Below are 20,311 nucleotides of genomic sequence, written 5' to 3'. Positions count from 1 at the left end.
TGCCACACGGCACGAGGGGCGATCTCTTTGTGTCAGCGTCACTCAGGCAGGACGACCACGTAACGCCGCGGCTCGACACCGGAGGACTCCGACGTGAGCCCGGCGGCGGCGACGGCGTCGTGGACGACCTTCCGCTCGAAGGGCGACATCGGCTTGAGCGAGACCGGGGCACCGGACCCCTTGACCTTCGCGACGGTCTCCTCGGCGAGCGCCATGAGCGTCGAGCGACGGTCGGCACGGTAGCCGCCGACGTCGAGCATCAGGCGGGACCGTTCGCCGGTCTCGCGGTAGACAGCGAGCCGGGTGAGCTCCTGGAGCGCGTCCAGGACCTCCCCGTGGCGGCCGACGAGCTGCTGCAGGTCGCCGCCGACGATCGAGACGGCGGCACGGTCGCCCTCGACGTCCATGTCGAGGTCTCCATCGAGGTCGGCGATGTCGAGAAGCTCCTCGAGGTAGTCCGCCGCGATGTCACCTTCCTGCTCGAGCTGCTTCAGGCGCGCGTCGTCGCTGACCTCCTCCACAGTCTCGGTCACGGTCTCGCTCACATCCTGAGTCGTCACTTGGTTCCCCCGTCCTTCTGGGTCGTGGAGCGACCGGCGCTCGTGCCGGCCTTCTTCCGCTGGCTCCTGGTCTGGCTCTTGGGCTGGGTGCGCTGCACGGGACGCTTCTCGGCCGCTGCCTCGTTGGCCTCGGCGATGTCGATCTCCGCGTCGGGCAGACCCTTCTTGCGGCGCTTCTCCCGATCGCGCTCCTGCTTGGCGTCGAACGCCGGCGTCCCCGGTGCAGGGTTGTTACGGATCACGTAGAACTGCTGGCCCATCGTCCACAGGTTGGAGGAGGTCCAGTAGAGGATCGTTCCGACCGGGAAGGCGATACCACCGACGGCGAACACCACGGGCAGCACGTAGAGGAGCAGCTTCTGCTGCTGGGCGTACTGTCCGGTCATGGCATCGGCCGGCATGTTCTTCGACATCAGCTGACGCTGGGTGAGGAAGGTGGTCGCGATCATCGCGACGACCAGGAACCCGGTGAGGAAGTACGTGCTCATGTGGTCGGCCGTCGTGAACTGGTCCGACAGCAGCGAGCCGAGCCAGGTCGACGTCGCGAACTCGTGCGCGGCCTCGTCGCTCAGGAACCCCTTGCCGATACCGTCCGAGGCGTGCTCGAGCATGCGGAACAGCACGAAGAAGATCGGCATCTGCAGCAGCAGCGGCAGGCAGGACGCGAACGGGTTGGTGCCCGAGTCCTTGTAGAGCTTCATGGTCTCGTTGGCGAGCTTCTCGCGGTCGTGACCGTACTTCTTCTGCAGCTCCTTGACCTTCGGCTGCAGCAGCTGCATGTTGCGGCTGGAGTTGATCTGCTTCACGAACAGCGGGATCAGCAGCGCACGGATGGTCACGGTCAGGCCGACGATGGCCAGGGCCCACTGCCAACCTTCAGACGGGATGACGTACGAGAACGCCTTCTGCCATACGAGCAGGATGCCCGAAATGGCGTAATACAGCGGTGTTGCGATCCATCCGAACAGATCGCCTATGGCTCCCACGGAATCAGGCTCCTCGGTTTGGGGAGTCCGCACTTACACGGACCAGGTCTTCAGGGTCTCTTCGCATTTTCTGCGGGGTCGGTACGGGATCGAAGCCCCGGGTCTTCGCCCAGGGGACGCAGCGGGCGAGACGGCGCGCCGTCAGCCAGCTCCCGCGCCAGGGGCCGTGCGTCTTGACGGCCTCGAGCCCGTACGCCGAGCACGACGGGTAGTAGCGGCACACATCGCCGTAGAGCGGACTGATCAGAGTCCGCCATACGTGAAGCAGTCCGACCAAGGTGTAGGCCACCGCGGCGTTCACTCCACGCACCAGCGACCTCATCGGAGCACTCGCTCCAGGCAGCGCCGCAGATCGACGCCCAAGGCGTCGTAGTCGGCGTCGGCGGCAGCAGGCAGTGCACGGACCACAAGCACAGCAGAGCCCGGGAGTCCGCTCAGGGACTCCCGGGCCTGGTGACGCAGTCTGCGCTTCACACGATTCCGGACGACGGCCGGACCGACGGCCTTGCTCACCACGAAGCCCACCTGCGGCTCGCCCTCCCGGTCGGCATCTGGGCCGGTGCCGGGGACGAGCAGATGGACCACCAGGCTCTTCGAGCCCGCGCGCTTGCCTCGTCGTACTGCTTCTTTGAAGCCCGACGAATCGACTAGTCGGTGGCGACGTGGCAGCACGCGCGTGGTGGCTGAGGCCGGGGCCTCAGACGGTCAGGCTCTTGCGACCCTTGCCGCGGCGCGCAGCGAGGATCGCGCGGCCGGCACGGGTGCGCATGCGCAGGCGGAAACCGTGCGTCTTGTGACGGCGGCGGTTGTTCGGCTGGTAAGTACGCTTGCTCACGGGGTGCTTCCTTAGTGGTGTGGTGTGGTGGCCGGTCGCTCTTCCGGCTGTCCTGCTGTCCAGGACGCTGTCCTGCTTTCCAGGACCAAGAATCACGCACCCGTGGAACGGGCGACCTAGCAACGGTACGTGGACGGCGAAACCACGGTCAAACTCGCGCCCTATCACACCCGTGTCATTAGTCCTCCACCTGTGGAGGACGGGTTGCCCATGACCCTCGCCAGCCGGTAGTTTCGTCCTCTACCGAGGTTTCCCTGCACATCGTCAGGAGCATCGGCCGCATTCGGGGGGATGCCACGCAGGGAACTAGTTTTCCCGCCTGACCTGCCGAAACGGTCGGATTCTCGAGGACGGCGAAGTGTCTCGGTTGGTCTCCGATGCCTACATTCGGGGATGCTCCACAGCTTGTGGAAAAGTCTGTGGAGGATGTAGACCGGACCGCTGCATGAATCCAGGCTGCATCAATAAAAGACCACCCACCCGAGCCATCAGGGAAGGCAGGAACCTGTGGAGCCCTCCGGCCTCGCGCCAGAACCACAGCCAGATCTCCAGTCCGCATGGACGAAGGTGGTCGCCGAGCTTCCGCCGAACCAGCGGGCCTGGCTCCGGGACAGTGAACCCCTCACCCTGCACGGGTCGACCGCGATCGTCGAGGTCCCCAACGACTTCACCCGCAACCAGATCGAGGGCCGCCTGCGTGGCTCACTGGAGAGGTCCCTCGGCGAGATCTTCAATCGCGAGATCCGCATCGCGGTGACCGTGAACCCCGATCTCGACGTCACGCCGGATCCCGACACCCAGGCGATCATGATCTCCGAGCGGGAGATCGCCGCCGCGGACGCTGCCGCCGCCGCTGCCCTGCAGCAGCAGTCGGCCTTCCCGAACCAGTCGGCCTTCCCGAACCAGTCGGCATATCCGAACCAGTCGGCCTTCCCGCATCAGTCGGTCTACCCGCCGAACTCGCCCGGCCTGATCCCCGGCGCCCCGCCGGCGACCGCGCCCCACGACGTACCGGGTGCGCCCGCCGCGTACTCGGCGCCGCAGGCTCCTATCGCATCGCCGCCCGCGCAGCAGCCGGCCGCTCCCGCGGCGCCTGACGACGTACGTCCTGGGTATGGCGACATGTCGACAAATCCCCCAGCCTCTCCGGTGGCCCCCGTCGAGGAGCCGGTTCCGCCGCGGCCGCTCGTCCCAGGTCCGCCTACCCGGCCGAGCGAGCCGAGCCACAACGTCCTCGAGACCCGGCTGAACCCGAAGTACACCTTCGAGACCTTCGTCATCGGGTCCTCCAACCGGTTCCCGCACGCGGCCGCGGTCGCGGTCAGCGAGGCACCGGGCAAGGCCTACAACCCGCTGCTCGTCTACGGGGAGTCGGGTCTGGGCAAGACCCACCTGCTGCACGCGATCGGTCACTACGTGCGGAGTCTCTACTCCGGCGCGAAGGTGCGCTATGTCAGCTCGGAGGAGTTCACCAACGAGTTCATCAACGCGATCCGCGACGACCGGCAGGACCGGTTCAAGCGGCGCTACCGCGATGTCGACGTCCTGCTGATCGACGACATCCAGTTCTTGGAGGGGAAGACCCAAACTCAGGAGGAGTTCTTCCACACCTTCAACACGCTCCACAACGCCAACAAGCAGATCGTGCTCACCTCCGACCGCCCGCCCAAGCGGCTCGAGGCGCTCGAAGACCGGCTGCGCAACCGGTTCGAGTGGGGTCTGATCACCGACGTCCAGCCGCCTGACATCGAGACCCGGATCGCGATCCTTCGGAAGAAGGCCGCGATGGAGCGGCTCACCGCGCCGCCGGACGTGCTCGAGTTCATCGCCTCGAAGATCCAGACGAACATCCGCGAGCTCGAGGGCGCGCTGATCCGGGTGACGGCGTTCGCCAACCTCAACCGGCAGGACGTCGACCTGACCCTGGCTGAGATCGTGCTCAAGGACCTGATCCCCGAGGGCGGCGAGCCCGAGATCACCGCCGGCCTGATCATCGCCCAGACCGCTGCCTACTTCGGGCTGTCGATCGACGAGCTCACCGGGCCCTCCCGTGGGCGTCACCTCGTCATGGCCCGTCAGATCGCCATGTATCTGTGTCGCGAGCTCACCGAGGACTCCCTGCCCAAGATCGGCAAGCACTTCGGCGGCCGCGACCACACCACCGTGATGTACGCCGAACGCAAGATCAACCAGCTGCTCGCCGAGCGCCGGGCCGTCTTCAACCAGGTCTCGGAGCTCACCAACCGGGTCAAGATGCAGGCCCGCCAGGCCTAGCTCGACCAGCAGTCGTACGCGGCCGCCGCCCCTTCCGGGGCCGGCGGCCGTTTCGCGTTGTGGGATTTCCAAAACCCACAGGACGAGATTTCCCAGGTTGTCCACAGCCCACAGGCTGGGTGGAACCTGTGGAGAACCGGCCGTTCAAATGGGATGGAAAAGGGGATGACCTGTGCACAAAACACTCAAACGGGCCGACAACTCTCCACAGCCCACAGTGACGTGCGTCATTTCAGCATGGCGTCCACATCCCCTGTGGAATCACATTTCGGGTCATGACCAGGGAAGACGCTGCTCATCCACATTTCCCACAGATGCTCTTACGACGTACGAAACTATTTACATCCATGGATCCTCCGTGAAATTCCACGAACGCCCTTCCCTGGGGACAACCCTCTCGGCGAACCGAGTGCACAGGTACGCCTGTGCAGACCCGACACAGCTGAGCGCTTACCGGTTGTCGGCGGTCCGTGGCAGGATGCGTACTCCAGGTCATGTCAACGCGGGGGCGTTCCGGAACCGGTGGCGTCTCCCGCCAAGGTTCAAGCACAGCCCGGACCGCATGTCCTCAAACGCCCCGATGTCGAGCTAGAAGAAGGACAGGTCATCGTGAAGTTCCGCGTCGACCGCGACGTGTTCGCGGATGCCGTCGCCTGGGCTGCCCGCAGCCTTCCCGTCCGCCCCAGCACCCCGGTGCTCTCAGGTCTCCTGATCGAGGCTGGTCACGAGGGCCTGGTGCTCTCGACATTCGACTACGAGACCTCCGCTCGGGCGACGCTCTCGGCCGAGGTCGCCGACGAGGGCAAGGCGCTGGTCTCGGGCAAGCTGCTCGCCGACATCTGCCGCAGCCTTCCAGCCAAGCCGGTCGAGATGGTCACCGACGGCGCCCGCGTCTCGCTCACCTGCGGGAGCGCGCGGTTCAGCCTCCAGACCATGCCTGTCGAGGACTACCCGACGCTGCCGGAGATGCCGACCGCGGCAGGCACGGTGAAGTCGGAGCTGTTCGCCCACGCCGTCGCCCAGGCCGTGACCGCCGCCGGTCGCGACGACATGCTCCCGGTGCTGACCGGCGTGCGGCTCGAGATCGAGGGCTCCACGATCTCGCTGCTCGCCACCGACCGGTTCCGGCTCTCCCACCGCGAGCTCGAATGGAACCCGGCGACTCCCGACGAGAGCCTGGCCGCGCTGGTGCCGGCGAAGGTGCTCGGAGACACCGCCAAGTCGCTGACCAGCGGCAGCGAGGTCACCCTCGCGCTGTCCACCACCGGCACCGGCGAGGGCATCATCGGCTTCGAGGGGGCGGCCGCGGGTGGCGTACGCCGCACCACGACGCGCCTGCTCGACGGCGAGTTCCCCAAGGTGCGCAGCCTGTTCCCGGCCGAGCACCTCACCACCGCGCTGGTCGACAAGGCCTCCCTGGTCGAGTCGGTCAAGCGCGTCGCCCTGGTCGCCGAGCGCAACACCGCGGTCCAGATGGTCTTCGAGGACGGCGTACTCACCCTCGACGCAGGCTCCGGTGACGAGGCCCAGGCGTCCGAGTCGATCGAGGCGACCATGGAGGGCGAGGGGCTGACCACCGGGTTCAACCCGCAGTTCCTCCTCGACGGGCTGCAGGCCATCGACGAGCAGGTCGTCGAGCTCGCCTTCACCCAGGCGCCGAAGCCGGTGGTGATCAGCGGCAAGCCGGCCGAGGGTGGCGAGGAGCCGGGCTTCCGTTATCTGCTGATGCCGAGGCGCCTGCTTTCCTGACAGCTGTTGCTCGTAGTGTGGTCTCGACAAGCTCGACCACCGTGGATAGGAACCTTGCATGGACATCGGACTCGTGGGTCTCGGCAAGATGGGTGGCAACATGCGCACCCGGCTGCGGGAGGCTGGCCACACCGTCGTCGGATACGACCGCAACCCCGATCTCGCCGACGTGGCGAGCCTGGCGGAGCTGGTCGAGGCGCTGCCCAGCCCCAAGGTGGTCTGGGTGATGGTGCCGGCCGGTGATCCGACGCGTTCCACCATCTCCGAGCTCAAGGAGCTCCTCGGCGAGGGCGACCTGGTGGTCGACGGTGGCAACTCGAAATACACCGATGACGCCAAGAACGCCGCGAGCCTGGCCGAGAACGGCATCGGCTTCGTCGACTGCGGTGTCTCCGGTGGCGTCTGGGGTCTCCAGAACGGCTACGCCCTGATGTACGGCGGTTCCGACGAGGACGCCGCCAAGGTGATGCCCGCGTTCGAGGCGCTCAAGCCGACCGGCACCGAGGACGGTCTTGTCCACTGCGGCTCCACCCCCGGCGCCGGCCACTTCTCCAAGATGGTCCACAACGGTATCGAGTACGCGATGATGCAGGCCTACGCCGAGGGCTGGGAGCTCCTCGACAAGGTCGACATCGTCGACAACGTCCCCGAGATCTTCGCCTCGTGGCGCACGGGCACCGTCGTACGTTCCTGGCTGCTCGATCTTCTCGTCGACCAGCTGCGCGCCGACGAGCACCTCGACAAGATCAAGGGTTACGCCGACGACTCGGGCGAAGGGCGCTGGACCGTCGAGGCGGCGATCGAGAACGCCGTCCCGATGCCGGCGATCTCGGCCTCGCTGTTCGCGCGGTTCGTCTCGCGCCAGGAGGACGACCACGCCATGAAGGCGATCGCCGCAATGCGTAACGGGTTCGGTGGGCACGCAGTGATCTCGGAGTCCGAGGCCTGATTCCTCGGGGCGGTGGTCATCTCGACAGGCTCGATACAACGCTCGACAAGCTCGACTACCGGCTCGACCACCGGCTCGACCACCGGCTCGACCACCGGCTCGACCACCGGCTCGACCACCGGCTCGACCACCGGCTCGACCACCGGCTCGACCACCGTCAGATGGGGTCGATGACTCCGGCCAGGGTGAGGATCAGGCGTACGGCGCCGTAGGCGACGAACAGTGCGAAGAGGCCGAGGACGACGGGGCTCTTCACGAGCTTGTCGAGGTCGGCGGGGCGTTTCCGGGCCAGCCGGGAGCGGACCGAGACCACGGCCAGGAGGACGATCGCCACGATGAGCACCGGCCCGAACCAGTTGCTCGCCAGCGACGAGCCGATGTCGCCGTGCATCAGGTAGACCCACGATCGGGTCAGACCGCAGCCGGGGCAGGGCAGTCCGGTGAGGGCACGGAACGGGCAGAGCACCGGGCCGTCCTCGATGCCGCCGGCCGGCAGGAGCGCCGCGATCACGATCCCGCCGACGCCCAGGGCGGCGGTGATCTCCGTGGAGCTCACCGCCGCGAGGCGCTCGCGAGGGCCGTGGCCCTGCTCAGGCAAGAGGTCTGCCGTCGGCATCTGTGAACTTTCGGGTAGCGATGAGAATGACGTCGATGATCCACCAGACATAGAGACCACCACAGGTGACCAGCTTGAGGATGCCGAGGCCGATCTGTCCGACGTAGAAGCGGTCGACACCGAGCGTACCCAGGAAGATCGAGAGGAGCAGCGCAACCAGCCACTCGCTGCGCGAGAAGACGCCCGGGATCTGTTTCACGGGAAACCACTGCTGGTCCGCGCCGAGGCTGGCCGGGGTGTCGGCCTTGATCTGGCCCGCGGCCGCCATCTGCGCGAGCTGCTCGACCGGGTACGGCCCATAGACCTCACCCATCATCGACACGTAGAACGGCCCACCTGGTGCTCCATAGGCGGGTTGCCCTGGAGGCGGGCCGTAAGGGTTGGGAGACTGGGTCATGCAGGCACCTTAACGAGAGAGGAAACACGATGTACGTCTCACACCTCTCTCTCCACGACTTCCGTTCCTATCCGAGTGTCGAGGTCCCTCTCGACGCGGGCGTCACCGCCTTCGTCGGCCGAAACGGCCAGGGCAAGACCAACCTGGTCGAGGCGATCGACTACCTCTCCCGCCTGCAGTCCCACCGGGTCGCCACCGATGCTCCGCTGGTCAGGGCCGGCGCGGAGCAGGCGGTCGTGCGCGCCGCCGTCGTGCGTGATGGTCGCACCGCGACGCTCGAGGTCGAGATCAACGCCGGCCGCGCCAACAAGGCCCGGATCAACAAGAGCCCGCTCCCCCGCACCCGTGACCTGGTCGGTCTGGTCCGCACCGTCGTCTTCTCCCCCGAGGATCTGACCCTCGTCAAGGGGGACCCCTCCGACCGCCGGCGCTTCCTCGACGACCTGATGATCCTGCGCGCTCCCCGTCTGGCAGGCGTACGCAGCGACTATGACCGTGTCCTCAAGCAGCGCAACTCGCTGCTGAAGACCGCCGGGCTCGCGCGCGGCTCCGCCCGTGAAGGTGCGCTCGCCACGCTGTCCGTCTGGGACGACCACCTCGCCACCATCGGCGCCGAGATCCTCGCCCAGCGGCTCTCCCTGGTCGACGCGCTGCGCCCCTATGTGGGGAAGGCCTACGAGACGGTCGCCCGAGGTGCCAGCCGCGACGACGCCGAGATCACCTACAAGCCGGTGGTCGAGCCGGGGTCTGAACGCAGTGGCCCCGAGCCTGTCGAGACCACCCCCACCGTGGAGACCCTCCGTCAAGCGATCCTCGAAGAGCTCGCGAGACGCCAGAAGGACGAGCTCGACCGCGGCATCAGCCTGGTCGGCCCCCACCGCGACGACCTCCTCCTGCACATCAGCGCCGGCGCCGAGCGCCTCCCGGTCAAGGGCTACGCCAGCCACGGCGAGTCCTGGTCGTTCGCGCTGGCGCTGCGGCTGGCGGCGTACGACCTGCTGCGGGCCGACGGCGACGACCCGATCCTGGTCCTCGACGACGTCTTCGCCGAGCTCGACAGCCAGCGCCGGGTCCAGCTGGCCGAGCTGGTCGCCGACGCCGAGCAGGTCCTGGTCACCGCGGCGGTCCCCGAGGACGTACCTGCGGCGCTCGCCGGCGCCCGCTACCACGTCAAGGCAGGCGAGGTGACTCGCGATGAGTGACGACGAGGTGGTCGAGCCTGTCGAGACCACAGGCGAAGCCGGTGAAGACGAACCCGAGAAGCGCCCCGACGGCCTCGACCTCGCCCGCTCCCTGACCCGAGCCACCGCGAAGATGCCCGCGCCCAAGGCGGGGATGCGCAAGAAGCGACGTACGCCCGACAACGCCACGCGCCGCGGCACCGTCTCCGGAGCCCGGCCCGACGACCGCGACCCCCAGCTCATCGACTCGGTCGTGAGCCGGATGGTCAACGACCACGGGTGGGACACGTCGCTGAGAGTCCACGGGGTGATGGCCCGCTGGCCCGACATCGTCGGCGAGGAGATCGCCGACCACACCACCCCGGAGTCGTACGCCGACGGCAAGCTCTCCGTGCGCACCGACTCCACCGCCTGGGCCACCCAGCTCAAGCTGCTCGCGCCCACCCTGGTCAAGCGGCTCAACGAGGAGCTCGGTCACGGAACCGTGCTCGTCATCGAGGTGCTCGGTCCGCATCTCCCCTCGTGGAAGAAGGGCCCCCGCGGTCTTCGAGACGGCCGCGGACCACGCGACACCTACGGCTGATCCACAGTGCGAGTGACGGCGGTCGCTGACTGCTAACCTCCGGATCGCCGCAATACATCGGGTTCAGCGGCCCACTTCTCCGCTCGGATCCGAAGGTGTCGTCGTGTTGTTGCGTGCCCCTGGCGTTGTGCTGTCGTTGTCCTCGATCTCCGCTGCAGCGTTGCTCTGTCTTCAGAGCCCTCCGGCAGTTGCGGTGGAGGAAGCCCTCACCTGCCAGGGCAAGGTCGTGAGCGTCGACCTGTCTGCCGGCCAGGCGGCCACAGAAGGCGATGACGTGATCTGGGCAGCCGCGGTCACGAGTGGAACGATCGACGGCCTCGGCGGAAACGACACCATCTGCGGGCCCGACGGCAACCACGGCAGTTCGTCCGCCGTGATCTACGGCGGGGATGGTGACGATGCCATCGAGAGTGGACATGGCCGCGATGTCCATGGCGGGCCCGGAAACGACACGATCAACGGTGGCAATTCCAAGGTCTATGGCGAGGGCGGGGCCGATCAGATCACCGGAACCTCCTCGACCTACATGATCTTCGGTGGCGAGGGTGATGACGCCATCCATGCCCAGGGAGCCAGTACGTGGGGCGATGATGGCAACGACTCGATCTACTGTGACGACGAGGGGACGATCTCGAGCTTCCGTGGTGGCGCAGGCAGTGATCGGATCGACTGCTCCGGAAGCTACCAGGCCGCGCTCTACGGCGACGGGGACGACGATGTCCTCACCGGTGGTGGGGAGCTTCGCGGTGGGCCGGGGGCGGATGCGCTCACAGCGCATGCAAGTGGAAGCCACCTCTACGGTGGGCCGGGCGATGACACCGTCAGCGGTGGGTCAGGGCGTGACTGGATCGTCCTCGAGCCAACTGCGGGTGCGGATCTGATCCATGGGTCCGGCTCCGTGGACACCCTCGACCTGAGGCTGATCGACGCTCCCGCGAAGGTCGACCTGGCGATGGGGGTCCTGGACATCGGCGGCACCGTGGCGACGGTGACGGGCATCGACGCGATCTTCGGCTCCGGCTACGACGATGTGCTGATCGGATCGGCCGCGGACGAGTCTTTCCAGGGTGGCGCCGGCCGCGATCAGATCACGGGCAGCGGTGGTGCAGATGTCATCCACGGCGATGAGGGCGACGATGCTCTCATCGGTGGCGATGGCAATGACATGGTGCGTGGCCATGACGGAGCGGATCGGCTGGTAGGAGGCGTCGGTGACGACGTGGTCATCGGCGAGGTCGCTGACGCCATCAGCGACGAGTCGGGGAACGACGTCGTCGACTTCGCCGACTCCGAGGTCGCCATCAGGTACGACGCAGGCACCAGGACGGTGTCGGCCGGTGATCGATCCCAGCAAGTCTCCGGGTTCGAAGGTGTCGTCGGATCGACCTTCGATGATGTCCTCAACGGCTCCGAAGGTGTCGACACCCTTTTCGGCGGGGCCGGTCAGGACACCATCGACGGACGTGACGGTGACGATGTGCTCGATCATCAGGATGCGCTGCCACCGGGATTGACGGCGTACGAGGGCCGTGACACCACCGCGGGCGACGACCATGTCGCGGGCGGGCCAGGGGCGGACCTGCTCGGATCCGTGGTGCCGACCGCCGACACATTGATCGGCGGAGACGGCGACGACCAGATGTGGTCGAGCAAGGTCGCCCTCCCCGGGTCGGGAGCAGATGTGGTGCACATCACCTACGGCGAGGGGTGGGTCGGAGAGGTCTCGTATGCCGACGTGGCTGGGCCGGTGAGTGTGAATCTGACCGGTTCCACCGGGTCGATCGCCGTGTCCGGCGCCGGCAACGACGTGATCACCAGCGATGTCCGCGACTGGAGCCCCGACCTCAGGGCATTCACCGGATCGCCCGCGGCTGACGTGATTGTCGGAACCTCGATGAGGGAGACACTGGCCGGCGGCGCCGGCAACGACACCATCAAGGGCGGCTCTGGGAACGACGTTCTCCGCGGCGGAGTCGGTGACGACACCCTCGACGGTGGATACAGCACGGACTGGCTGGACGGGGGCCCCGGCGATGACCACATCGACGGCGGTCCTGGCACCGAGAAGGACCGGGTGAGCTACGAGTCTGCGCCCACAGCTGTGACTGTCGATCTGAACATCGATGCCCCGATCGCCACCGTGGGAGGTGGCACCGATGAGATCGTCCGCGTCGAGGATGTGACTGGATCGGCGTACGACGACACCCTCACCGCACTTGCCACAGGGAGCAGCCTTGACGGCGGCGACGGAATGGACCTGCTGAAGAGCGGACCGGGCGACGACTGGTTCTCCGACTCGACCTCCATCGTGTCGTTCGAGGCGGCTGATGGTCCCGTAGTCATGTCGGTCGACTCCGCCACGGGGCATGGCAACGACTACGTCGGCAACTATCGCCGGATCGTCGGCACCAACCATGACGATGACATCGAGCTCGGGTCCATCGCGTGTGGTGCTGACGGAGGTCCGGGCTCTGACCATCTGACGGTGATGAGCAGCTGGAACCATTGCGACGAGCACTGGGACCTTGATGGTGGTGACGGGGATGACACGTTCGTCATCGACCCCGATCTCACGGACAGGACTCAGGTCGAGGTACGTGGGGGTCCCGGGATCGACACCGTCTCCTTTGCCGAAACCCAGGCTTCGGCCCCGAAGGGCGTCCGCTATGTCGTCAACGGACCCGTCAGTGCGCTCGGCCACCAGATGACGAAGGTGGGTGCGTCGACCACGGAGAACGTGATCGGAACTTCCGGGCGCGACTACCTGACGGGTGACGCAGGGGTCAATCGCATCGACGGTGGTAGTGGTGACGACGACGTGGCCGGAGCAGGTGGCCGTGACTCCCTGGACGGGGGCGAAGGCACCGACACGGTGTCGTACCACACTGAGCCGGGCCCGGTCCGGGTCGATTTGTCCGAGGTCGGCGGACCAGTAGCGCCGGACACTCTTTCAGGGCTCGAGGGCGTGATCGGCTCGAACTACGATGACAAGCTGACCGGTGACAGCGGCGCGAACGCGCTCCGTGGCGGCCGCGGTGACGATGTCATCGACGGTGGGGCAGGCGACGACGTGATCGCTGGGGACGAAGGACGTGACACCGCTTCCTTCGCAAGCGCCACGGCCGGGGTGCGGGCTTCAGCCGCGACGCAGGTGTCGGCGGCACGTGGTGCGGGCGATGACGAGCTCGTCTCGATCGAGGATCTCGAGGGAAGTGCCTACGACGACAAGCTCACGGGTGATGGCGGGAGCAACACCCTCTCGGGAGGCGCCGGGAATGACACGCTCGCCGGCGTGGGCGGCTCCGACGTCGTCCTCGGAGGAGCGGGTGACGACGACCTTTCCGGTGGCGACGGTGATGACGCCCTGCGTGGCGACTCCGGGAACGATCGCGTCACCGGAGGGAACGGCATCGACAGGGCGTCTTTCAGCACGGCGACCAGCGCGGTCCGGGCGAACATGACATCAACGTCCGGCGGCGCCGGAACTGACTCGATGACAACGGTCGAGGCCCTCACCGGCAGCAAGTACTCGGACACGTTGACCGGTGGGAGCGGCGCCGACTCGTTGGCCGGCGATGCCGGCGACGACACGTTGGTCGGTGGCCATGGAAACGACCGGCTCTCCGGCGGTAGCGGCAACGACACCTTCCGGATCGTCGGGAACACGATGCCGACGATGAGCGACACCTCGGGAAGCGATCACATCGATCTCAGCCAGCGCGGCACCGGTGCGTACCTCGCCATCCCCACGGGGATCGAGAAGGTCACCGGGACCAGATACGCAGACCGGATCGTCGGAAACAGCGGTGCCAACTACATCCAAGGGGGTGCCGGCAACGACACGATCTACGGCAAGAGTGGCAACGACTCGATCTCGGGCGGTGACGGCAACGACGTGATCGATCCCGGCACGGGAAACGACTCGATCTCGGGCGGAGGTGGCACCGACAAGCTGACGTACGCCAGTGCCACAGCGAGGGTCACCGTGCGACTGAACACCACCGCTGCCCAGGGCACAGGAGGAAGTGGCACTGAGCGGATCTCATCGATCGAGAGCCTCACCGGCAGCTCCTACTCGGACACGCTCATCGGCAACTCTTCTGCAAACGTCCTCTCAGGTGGTGCGGGCAACGACACGATCCGTGGCGGGGGTGGCAACGACTACGTCGATGGTGGGGTCGGACACGACAAGCTGTACGGCGACTCGGGTGACGATCGGCTCTTCGGCAGCACCGGCTACGACTACTTGTACGGAGGCGTCGGTCGGGACTACGGCGATGGCGGTCCCGGTGCGGATCATCTGTACGGCATCGAGCGCCGACCGTAGCTGTGGTGGACACATGTTCGAGGCCTACCGCGTGGACCGCGATCTGCCGCTCTAACGGGCTCTTGGACGTATAGGGACTCATCCGGCCCCCTGCTGAGGGCGCAGAGACACCGTCAGGAGACGCACAGACGCTCATTTCGGTCACCGTTCCCCCTCAGAAGGGCCGGCGTGCGTGGAATCTGGGGTTCTACGGGGTAATATAGAGATTGGGTCGATCGTCCAAGGTTTCACCTTCCCGGCGCTGGTCGGCCCGTTGCATGCCCGACCGACACCATGTCCGATTCCGGACCGAAATGACAGGTGGATCGCACCGGTGACCGCTGCCGACCAGACGACTCCTATGCCGGACGACAAGACCACAGACGGAGTCGAGTACGACGCGTCTGCCATCCAGGTCCTCGAAGGGCTCGAAGCGGTCCGCAAACGACCGGGTATGTACATCGGCTCGACGGGAGCCCGCGGCCTGCACCACCTGATCTGGGAGATCGTGGACAACGCGGTCGACGAGGCGCTCGCCGGCTACTGCGACACCATCAAGGTGACGCTGCGTGATGACGGCTGGGTGAGCGTCTCCGACAACGGCCGAGGCATCCCGACCGACACCGCGGCCGGCCAAGAGGTCCCCGCCGCGACCCTGGCGCTGACCGTGCTGCACGCCGGCGGCAAGTTCGGTGGCGGCGGCTACAAGGTCTCCGGCGGTCTGCACGGTGTCGGCTCCTCCGTGGTGAACGCGCTCTCGACCAATCTCCACATGGAGATCAAGAACCGCGGTCGCCTGTGGGAGCAGGAGTTCACCAGCGGCGTACCCGACTACGACCTCCGTGAGGTGCGCGAGCTCGAGGAGGGCGAGCGCACCGGCACCACGATCTCCTGGAACGCCTCGAGCGACATCTTCGAGTCGACCGACTACAACCTCGAGACCATCTCGAGCCACTTCCGTGAGACCGCGTTCCTCAACAAGGGGCTGCGGATCGAGCTGCGCGATGAGCGCCCGGAGGCCTCCGCCATCGCCGAGGCCGTCGAGGACGGGACGATCGAGTCCGACACCGACAGCGCCGACGAGCTGCACAGCTCCGGCAACGGCGAGCGGGTGCTGGAGCAGTCCTTCTACTACGAGCGCGGGCTGGCCGACTACGTCGACCACCTCAACAAGCGCAAGAACCCGGTCTCCAGCATCATCGCCTTCGAGACCGAGACCGACGACAAGGCGCCCAACCCGATGAGCGTCGAGATCGCCATGCAGTGGCAGGCGTCCTCCTACAACGAGTCGGTCCACACCTTCGCCAACACGGTCAACACCCCCGGCGGCGGGACCCACGAGGAGGGCTTCCGCGCCGCGCTCACCACCCTGGTCAACCGCTGGGGCGAGGAGTGGGGTCTGATCAAGAAGAAGGAGGACCGGCTCACCGGCGACGACATCCGTGAGGGTCTCACCGCGATCATCTCGGTGAAGATCGGCGAGCCGCAGTTCGAGGGCCAGACCAAGGACAAGCTCGGCAACACCGAGGTCAAGGGCTTCGTGCAGGGCGCCGTCAACGACCAGCTCGGCGCCTGGCTGGAGCAGAACCCGGCCGAGGGCAAGGAGGTCATCCGCAAGTCGATGGCCGCGGCCTCGGCCCGGATCGCGGCTCGCAAGGCCCGTGACCTGGCCCGTAACCGCAAGGGCATCGGCGGTGGCGGCGGCCTGCCCGGCAAGCTCGCCGACTGCCAGTCGACCAACCCCGAAGAGTGCGAGATCTTCATCGTCGAGGGTGACTCCGCGGGTGGCTCGGCGAAGTCCGGCCGCGACCCGCGCATCCAGGCGATCCTCCCGATCCGAGGCAAGATCCTCAACGTCGAGAAGGCCCGGATCGACAAGGTCCTGGCCAACCAGGAGGTCCAGTCGATCATCTCCGCGCTGGGCACCGGCGTGCACGACGACTTCGACATCAACCGGCTGCGCTACCACAAGATCGTGATGATGGCCGACGCCGACGTCGACGGCCACCACATCAACACGCTGCTGCTGACGCTGCTGTTCCGGTTCATGAAGCCGCTGATCGAGCAGGGCTACGTCTACCTCGCCCAGCCGCCGCTCTACCGCCTGCGCTGGAACAAGCCGGCCGAGCACGAGTTCGTCTACTCCGACGCCGAGCGCGACGCCGTCATGCGTGACGGCATCGAGCAGGGCAAGAAGCTGCCCAAGGAGAACCCGGTCCAGCGCTACAAGGGTCTGGGCGAGATGAACGCCGACGAGCTGTGGGAGACCACGATGGATCCTTCGCAGCGACTGCTGCTGCAGGTCACCCTCGAGGACGCCGCCCACGCCGACGAGATCTTCTCCATCCTCATGGGTGAGGACGTCGCCGAGCGACGCTCCTTCATCCAGCGCAACGCCAAGGACGTCCGATTCCTCGATATCTGAGTCTCGCCGAGCCCCTAGATACCGATAGACGCACGCAGAAAGTGAAATCGTGACCGAGACTCCTCCGGAAGGCTCCGGGCAGACCGCTGCCGGCGGCCGGATCGAGACCGTCGAGCTGCAGGCCTCGATGCAGTCGAGCTACATCGACTACGCGATGGCCGTCATCGTCGGCCGCGCGCTGCCCGACGTACGTGACGGGCTCAAGCCCGTCCACAGGCGCGTCCTCTACGCGATGTACGACGGTGGCTACCGTCCCGACCGCGGGTTCTCCAAGTGCGCCCGTGTCGTCGGTGAGGTGATGGGTAACTATCACCCCCACGGTGACACCGCGATCTACGACACCCTGGTCCGGCTGGCGCAGCCGTGGGTGATGCGCAACCCGCTGATCCACGGCCAGGGCAACTTCGGTTCGCCCGGCAACGACCCGGCCGCGGCCATGCGTTACACCGAGTGCCGGATGGCGCCGCTGGCGCTCGAGATGGTCCGCGACATCACCGAGGACACCGTCGACTTCGGCCCGAACTACGACGGCCGCTCCCAGGAGCCGGCCATCCTTCCGGCCCGGTTCCCCAACCTGCTGGTCAACGGCTCGGCCGGCATCGCGGTCGGCATGGCGACCAACATCCCGCCGCACAACCTGCGTGAGGTCGCCTCCGGCGCCAAGTGGGCGCTCGAGCACCCCGACGCGACGCGCGAGGAGCTCCAGGACGCGCTGCTCGAGCGGGTCAAGGGCCCCGACTTCCCCAACGGTGCGCTCATCGTCGGCCGCGAGGGCATCGAGCAGGCCTACCGCACCGGCCGCGGCTCGATCACCCAGCGTGCGGTGATCGAGGTCGACGAGGACAGCAAGGGCCGCACCAACCTGGTGATCACCGAGCTCCCCTACATGGTGAACCCGGACAACCTCGCCCAGAAGATCGCCGACCTCGCCGACACCGGCAAGGTCCAGGGCATCGCGGACGTCAAGGACAACACCTCGTCCCGCACCGGGCAGCAGCTCGTGGTCGTGCTCAAGCGCGATGCGGTCGCCCGCGTCGTACTCAACAACCTGCTCAAGCACACCGAGCTGCAGACCAACTTCTCCGCCAACATGCTGGCGCTCGTCGACGGTGTGCCGCGCACGCTCTCGATCGACCAGTTCATCTCCAACTGGGTCGAGCACCAGATCGACGTGATCCGGAGGCGTACGGCATTCCGGCTGCGCAAGGCCGAGGAGGACGCCCACATCTGGCGCGGCCTGGTCAAGGCGCTCGACCAGCTCGACGCGGTGATCGCGCTGATCCGCTCCTCCCCCGAGGTCGACGACGCCCGCCAGGGCCTGATCCGGCTGCTCGAGATCGACGAGGTCCAGGCCAACGCGATCCTCGACATGCAGCTGCGTCGTCTCGCGGCGCTCGAGCGGCAGAAGATCGTCGACCGTCTCGCCGAGCTCGAGGTCATCATCGCCGACCTCGAGGACATCCTCGCCAACGTGACCCGCCAGCGTCAGATCGTCATGGACGAGCTCGACGAGATCGTCGCGAAGTACGGCGACGACCGGCGCACCCAGATCATCGCGGCCGACGGCGACCTCTCCATGGAGGACCTCATCCCCGATGAGGAGCTGGTCGTCTCGATCACCCGCGGCGGCTACGCCAAGCGCACTCTCGCGGGTGAGTACCGCACCCAGAAGCGCGGTGGAAAGGGCGTACGCGGCGCCACCCTGCGCGGCGACGACGTGGTCGAGCACTTCATCTCGACCACCAACCACCACTGGCTGCTCTTCTTCACCACCGCCGGCCGGGTCTACCGGATCAAGGCCTACAACCTGCCCGAGGCGGCGCGTGACGCCAAGGGCGGTCACGTGGCCGGGCTCCTCTCGTTCCAGCCGGACGAGTCGATCGCCCAGGTGCTCGCGATCCGCGACTACGAGCAGGCGCCCTACCTCGTGCTGGCCACCCGCTCCGGTCTGATCAAGAAGACGCGGCTCGGGGACTACAACTCGCCCCGCCAGGCCGGCGTCATCGCGATCAACTTCCGCGAGGACGACGACGAGCTGATCGGTGCCGAGCTGGTCAACTCCGAGGACGACATCCTGCTGGTCTCCCGTAAGGGCCAGGCGATCCGGTTCCGTGCCGACGACAACCAGCTGCGGCCGATGGGCCGGGCGACCTCGGGCGTCACCGGCATGAAGTTCCGGGAGAGCGACTCCCTGCTGTCGATGTCGGTCATCCGGGCCGAGCACGTCGCCGCCGAGATCGCGGCCGGGCTCTCCGAGGCCAACGAGGACACCGCGGACGTCGCGGCTCCTGTCTCCGGTGCCGAGTCGCCGGACGAGGTCAAGGAGCAGTTCGTCTTCACCATCACCGATGGTGGTTTCGCCAAGCGTACGAAGATCTCCGACTACCGGCTGCAGTCCCGCGGCGGTCTGGGCATCAAGACGATGGCCCTGGCCAACGCCGACCGTGGCGGTCTGGTCGGTGCGTTCATCGTGGTCGACGGCGACGAGATCCTCTCGATCACCGCGACCGGTCAGGTCGTACGCAGCCCGATCAACGCCGACTTCCGGGCAACCGGTCGCTCCACCCAGGGCGTCAAGTTCGTCTCGCCCAAGAAGGGTGACTCGGTCGCCGTCGTGGCACGCTCCGTCGAGGCCCGCGAGGTCGACGATGACATCGTCACCGGGACAGAGGTTGCGGATGATGTAACAATCGGTGGAGACGACGAGCACGGAGCGTCGACCGAGACCACGACGGAAGATGAATCCTGATGACGGACCGCACCGCCGACCGCACGACTGGGGGAGTCGCGATGACCGAGCGGAACGAGACCGCAGCACAGCCGGTGACCCAGCGGATCACGGACACGGTCGCCAACGCGGCCAGGCGCACCACCTCGGCGGTGGCCTCGACCGCCCGCACCTCCGGCCCTGCCGGCGCGGAGCGGGACGCGGTCAGCGGCTCGTCTCGCCGGGCCCGATTGAGCCTGAGCCGGATCGACCCGTGGTCGGTCATGAAGATGGCCTTCCTGCTCTCGATCGCGCTCAGCGTTGTGGTGATCGTCGCCGTCTTCGTGATCTGGTCCGTGCTCGGTGCCGCCGGTGTGTGGGACTCGATCAACCAGGCGGTCCAGGACGTCGTCGGTGACTCCAGCGCCGGCTGGAACGTCCAGGACTACCTCGGTCTCGCCCGCGTCATGGGCTTCACCATGGTCGTCTCGGTCGTCAACATCGTCCTGATGACCGCCGTCGCCACCCTCGCCGCGTTCCTCTACAACATGGCTGCCGCGCTCCTGGGCGGCGTCGAGGTCGAGCTCACCGAGAACTGAGCCACACGCGCACCGAACCAAGGAGGGCAGGGGTCTCATTGAGGCCCCTGCCCTCCTACGTTTCAGGACTCGCTTCGTTTTGGTGGTGGCCTGTGCTGCCAGGTAATGTTCCTCTCGCCCGCTGGTAGGGGCTTCCACCCTCCA

Annotated in this window: 17 protein-coding genes; 10 read left to right on the top strand and 7 right to left on the bottom strand. The window is 66.9% G+C overall.

Going from position 1 to position 20,311, the window contains the following annotated elements; translation table 11 throughout:
- Window positions 1-38: 38 nt before the first annotated feature.
- From ACFV9G_RS04165 to rpmH, 5 genes are read right to left on the bottom strand one after another with little or no spacing between them, the layout of a single operon-like run.
- Complete coding sequence (locus tag ACFV9G_RS04165; RefSeq protein WP_378725136.1) at window positions 39-560, bottom strand: protein jag; 522 nt, start codon at window positions 558-560, stop codon at window positions 39-41.
- Entirely contained in the window at window positions 557-1,546 is a 990-nt protein-coding gene (gene yidC, locus ACFV9G_RS04160; protein ID WP_378725134.1) for a membrane protein insertase YidC, read from the bottom strand. Before yidC ends, ACFV9G_RS04165 begins: the two co-directional genes overlap by 4 nt.
- 4 nt (window positions 1,547-1,550) lie before the next feature.
- Entirely contained in the window at window positions 1,551-1,868 is a 318-nt protein-coding gene (gene yidD / locus ACFV9G_RS04155) for a membrane protein insertion efficiency factor YidD (protein WP_357333644.1), read from the bottom strand.
- On the bottom strand, window positions 1,865-2,218 hold the full coding sequence (gene rnpA / locus ACFV9G_RS04150; protein ID WP_378725131.1) for a ribonuclease P protein component: 354 nt from the start codon (window positions 2,216-2,218) through the stop codon (window positions 1,865-1,867). Before rnpA ends, yidD begins: the two co-directional genes overlap by 4 nt.
- 25 nt (window positions 2,219-2,243) lie before the next feature.
- Complete coding sequence (rpmH, locus tag ACFV9G_RS04145) at window positions 2,244-2,381, bottom strand: 50S ribosomal protein L34 (RefSeq protein ID WP_091044043.1); 138 nt, start codon at window positions 2,379-2,381, stop codon at window positions 2,244-2,246.
- A gap of 567 nt (window positions 2,382-2,948) precedes the next feature.
- Here rpmH and dnaA point away from each other — a divergent pair.
- The 4 genes from dnaA (at window position 2,949) to ACFV9G_RS04125 (ending at window position 7,527) form a co-directional block, all read left to right on the top strand.
- The gene (gene dnaA, locus ACFV9G_RS04140; RefSeq protein WP_378725129.1) at window positions 2,949-4,655 is read left to right on the top strand and encodes a chromosomal replication initiator protein DnaA; all 1,707 of its coding nucleotides are present in this window, start codon (window positions 2,949-2,951) and stop codon (window positions 4,653-4,655) included.
- 609 nt (window positions 4,656-5,264) lie between these two features.
- Entirely contained in the window at window positions 5,265-6,404 is a 1,140-nt protein-coding gene (dnaN, locus tag ACFV9G_RS04135; RefSeq protein WP_008355535.1) for a DNA polymerase III subunit beta, read from the top strand.
- A gap of 58 nt (window positions 6,405-6,462) precedes the next feature.
- A complete protein-coding gene (gnd, locus tag ACFV9G_RS04130; RefSeq protein ID WP_378725127.1) occupies window positions 6,463-7,353 on the top strand; it encodes a phosphogluconate dehydrogenase (NAD(+)-dependent, decarboxylating) in 891 nt (296 codons plus the stop codon).
- A 12-nt stretch (window positions 7,354-7,365) separates the two neighbouring features.
- Entirely contained in the window at window positions 7,366-7,527 is a 162-nt protein-coding gene (locus tag ACFV9G_RS04125; protein ID WP_378725125.1) for a hypothetical protein, read from the top strand.
- On the opposite strand, the gene ACFV9G_RS04120 is transcribed toward ACFV9G_RS04125, so the two are convergent.
- The gene (locus ACFV9G_RS04120; protein WP_378725123.1) at window positions 7,511-7,969 is read right to left on the bottom strand and encodes a DUF2752 domain-containing protein; all 459 of its coding nucleotides are present in this window, start codon (window positions 7,967-7,969) and stop codon (window positions 7,511-7,513) included. The two genes, ACFV9G_RS04125 and ACFV9G_RS04120, sit on opposite strands and share 17 nt — an antisense overlap.
- Entirely contained in the window at window positions 7,944-8,366 is a 423-nt protein-coding gene (locus ACFV9G_RS04115; protein WP_378725121.1) for an NINE protein, read from the bottom strand. The genes ACFV9G_RS04120 and ACFV9G_RS04115 overlap by 26 nt, the downstream gene beginning before the upstream one ends.
- A gap of 29 nt (window positions 8,367-8,395) precedes the next feature.
- Here ACFV9G_RS04115 and recF point away from each other — a divergent pair, with 29 nt between their 5' ends.
- From recF to ACFV9G_RS04085, 6 genes are all read left to right on the top strand, one after another.
- Entirely contained in the window at window positions 8,396-9,568 is a 1,173-nt protein-coding gene (gene recF / locus ACFV9G_RS04110; protein WP_378725119.1) for a DNA replication/repair protein RecF, read from the top strand.
- On the top strand, window positions 9,561-10,130 hold the full coding sequence (locus ACFV9G_RS04105; protein ID WP_378725117.1) for a DUF721 domain-containing protein: 570 nt from the start codon (window positions 9,561-9,563) through the stop codon (window positions 10,128-10,130). The genes recF and ACFV9G_RS04105 overlap by 8 nt, the downstream gene beginning before the upstream one ends.
- A gap of 193 nt (window positions 10,131-10,323) precedes the next feature.
- On the top strand, window positions 10,324-14,457 hold the full coding sequence (locus tag ACFV9G_RS04100) for a hypothetical protein (protein WP_378725116.1): 4,134 nt from the start codon (window positions 10,324-10,326) through the stop codon (window positions 14,455-14,457).
- 340 nt (window positions 14,458-14,797) lie between these two features.
- Window positions 14,798-16,861 carry a DNA topoisomerase (ATP-hydrolyzing) subunit B gene (gene gyrB / locus ACFV9G_RS04095; protein ID WP_378725140.1) on the top strand — a complete coding sequence of 688 codons (2,064 nt, stop codon included), beginning with the start codon at window positions 14,798-14,800 and terminating at the stop codon, window positions 16,859-16,861.
- 49 nt (window positions 16,862-16,910) lie between these two features.
- Window positions 16,911-19,610, top strand: a complete 2,700-nt coding sequence (gyrA, locus tag ACFV9G_RS04090) for a DNA gyrase subunit A (protein WP_378725115.1) — start codon at window positions 16,911-16,913, stop codon at window positions 19,608-19,610.
- Complete coding sequence (locus ACFV9G_RS04085) at window positions 19,610-20,167, top strand: DUF3566 domain-containing protein (RefSeq protein WP_378725113.1); 558 nt, start codon at window positions 19,610-19,612, stop codon at window positions 20,165-20,167. The genes gyrA and ACFV9G_RS04085 overlap by 1 nt, the downstream gene beginning before the upstream one ends.
- The last annotated feature ends 144 nt before the right edge of the window (window positions 20,168-20,311 follow it).

Origin of the sequence: Nocardioides sp. NPDC059952, assembly GCF_042730435.1 — a bacterium.
Lineage (GTDB): Bacteria > Actinomycetota > Actinomycetes > Propionibacteriales > Nocardioidaceae > Nocardioides.
The sequence above is the reverse complement of the archived record's forward strand: the minus strand, read 5'-3'. Positions and strand labels throughout refer to the sequence as shown.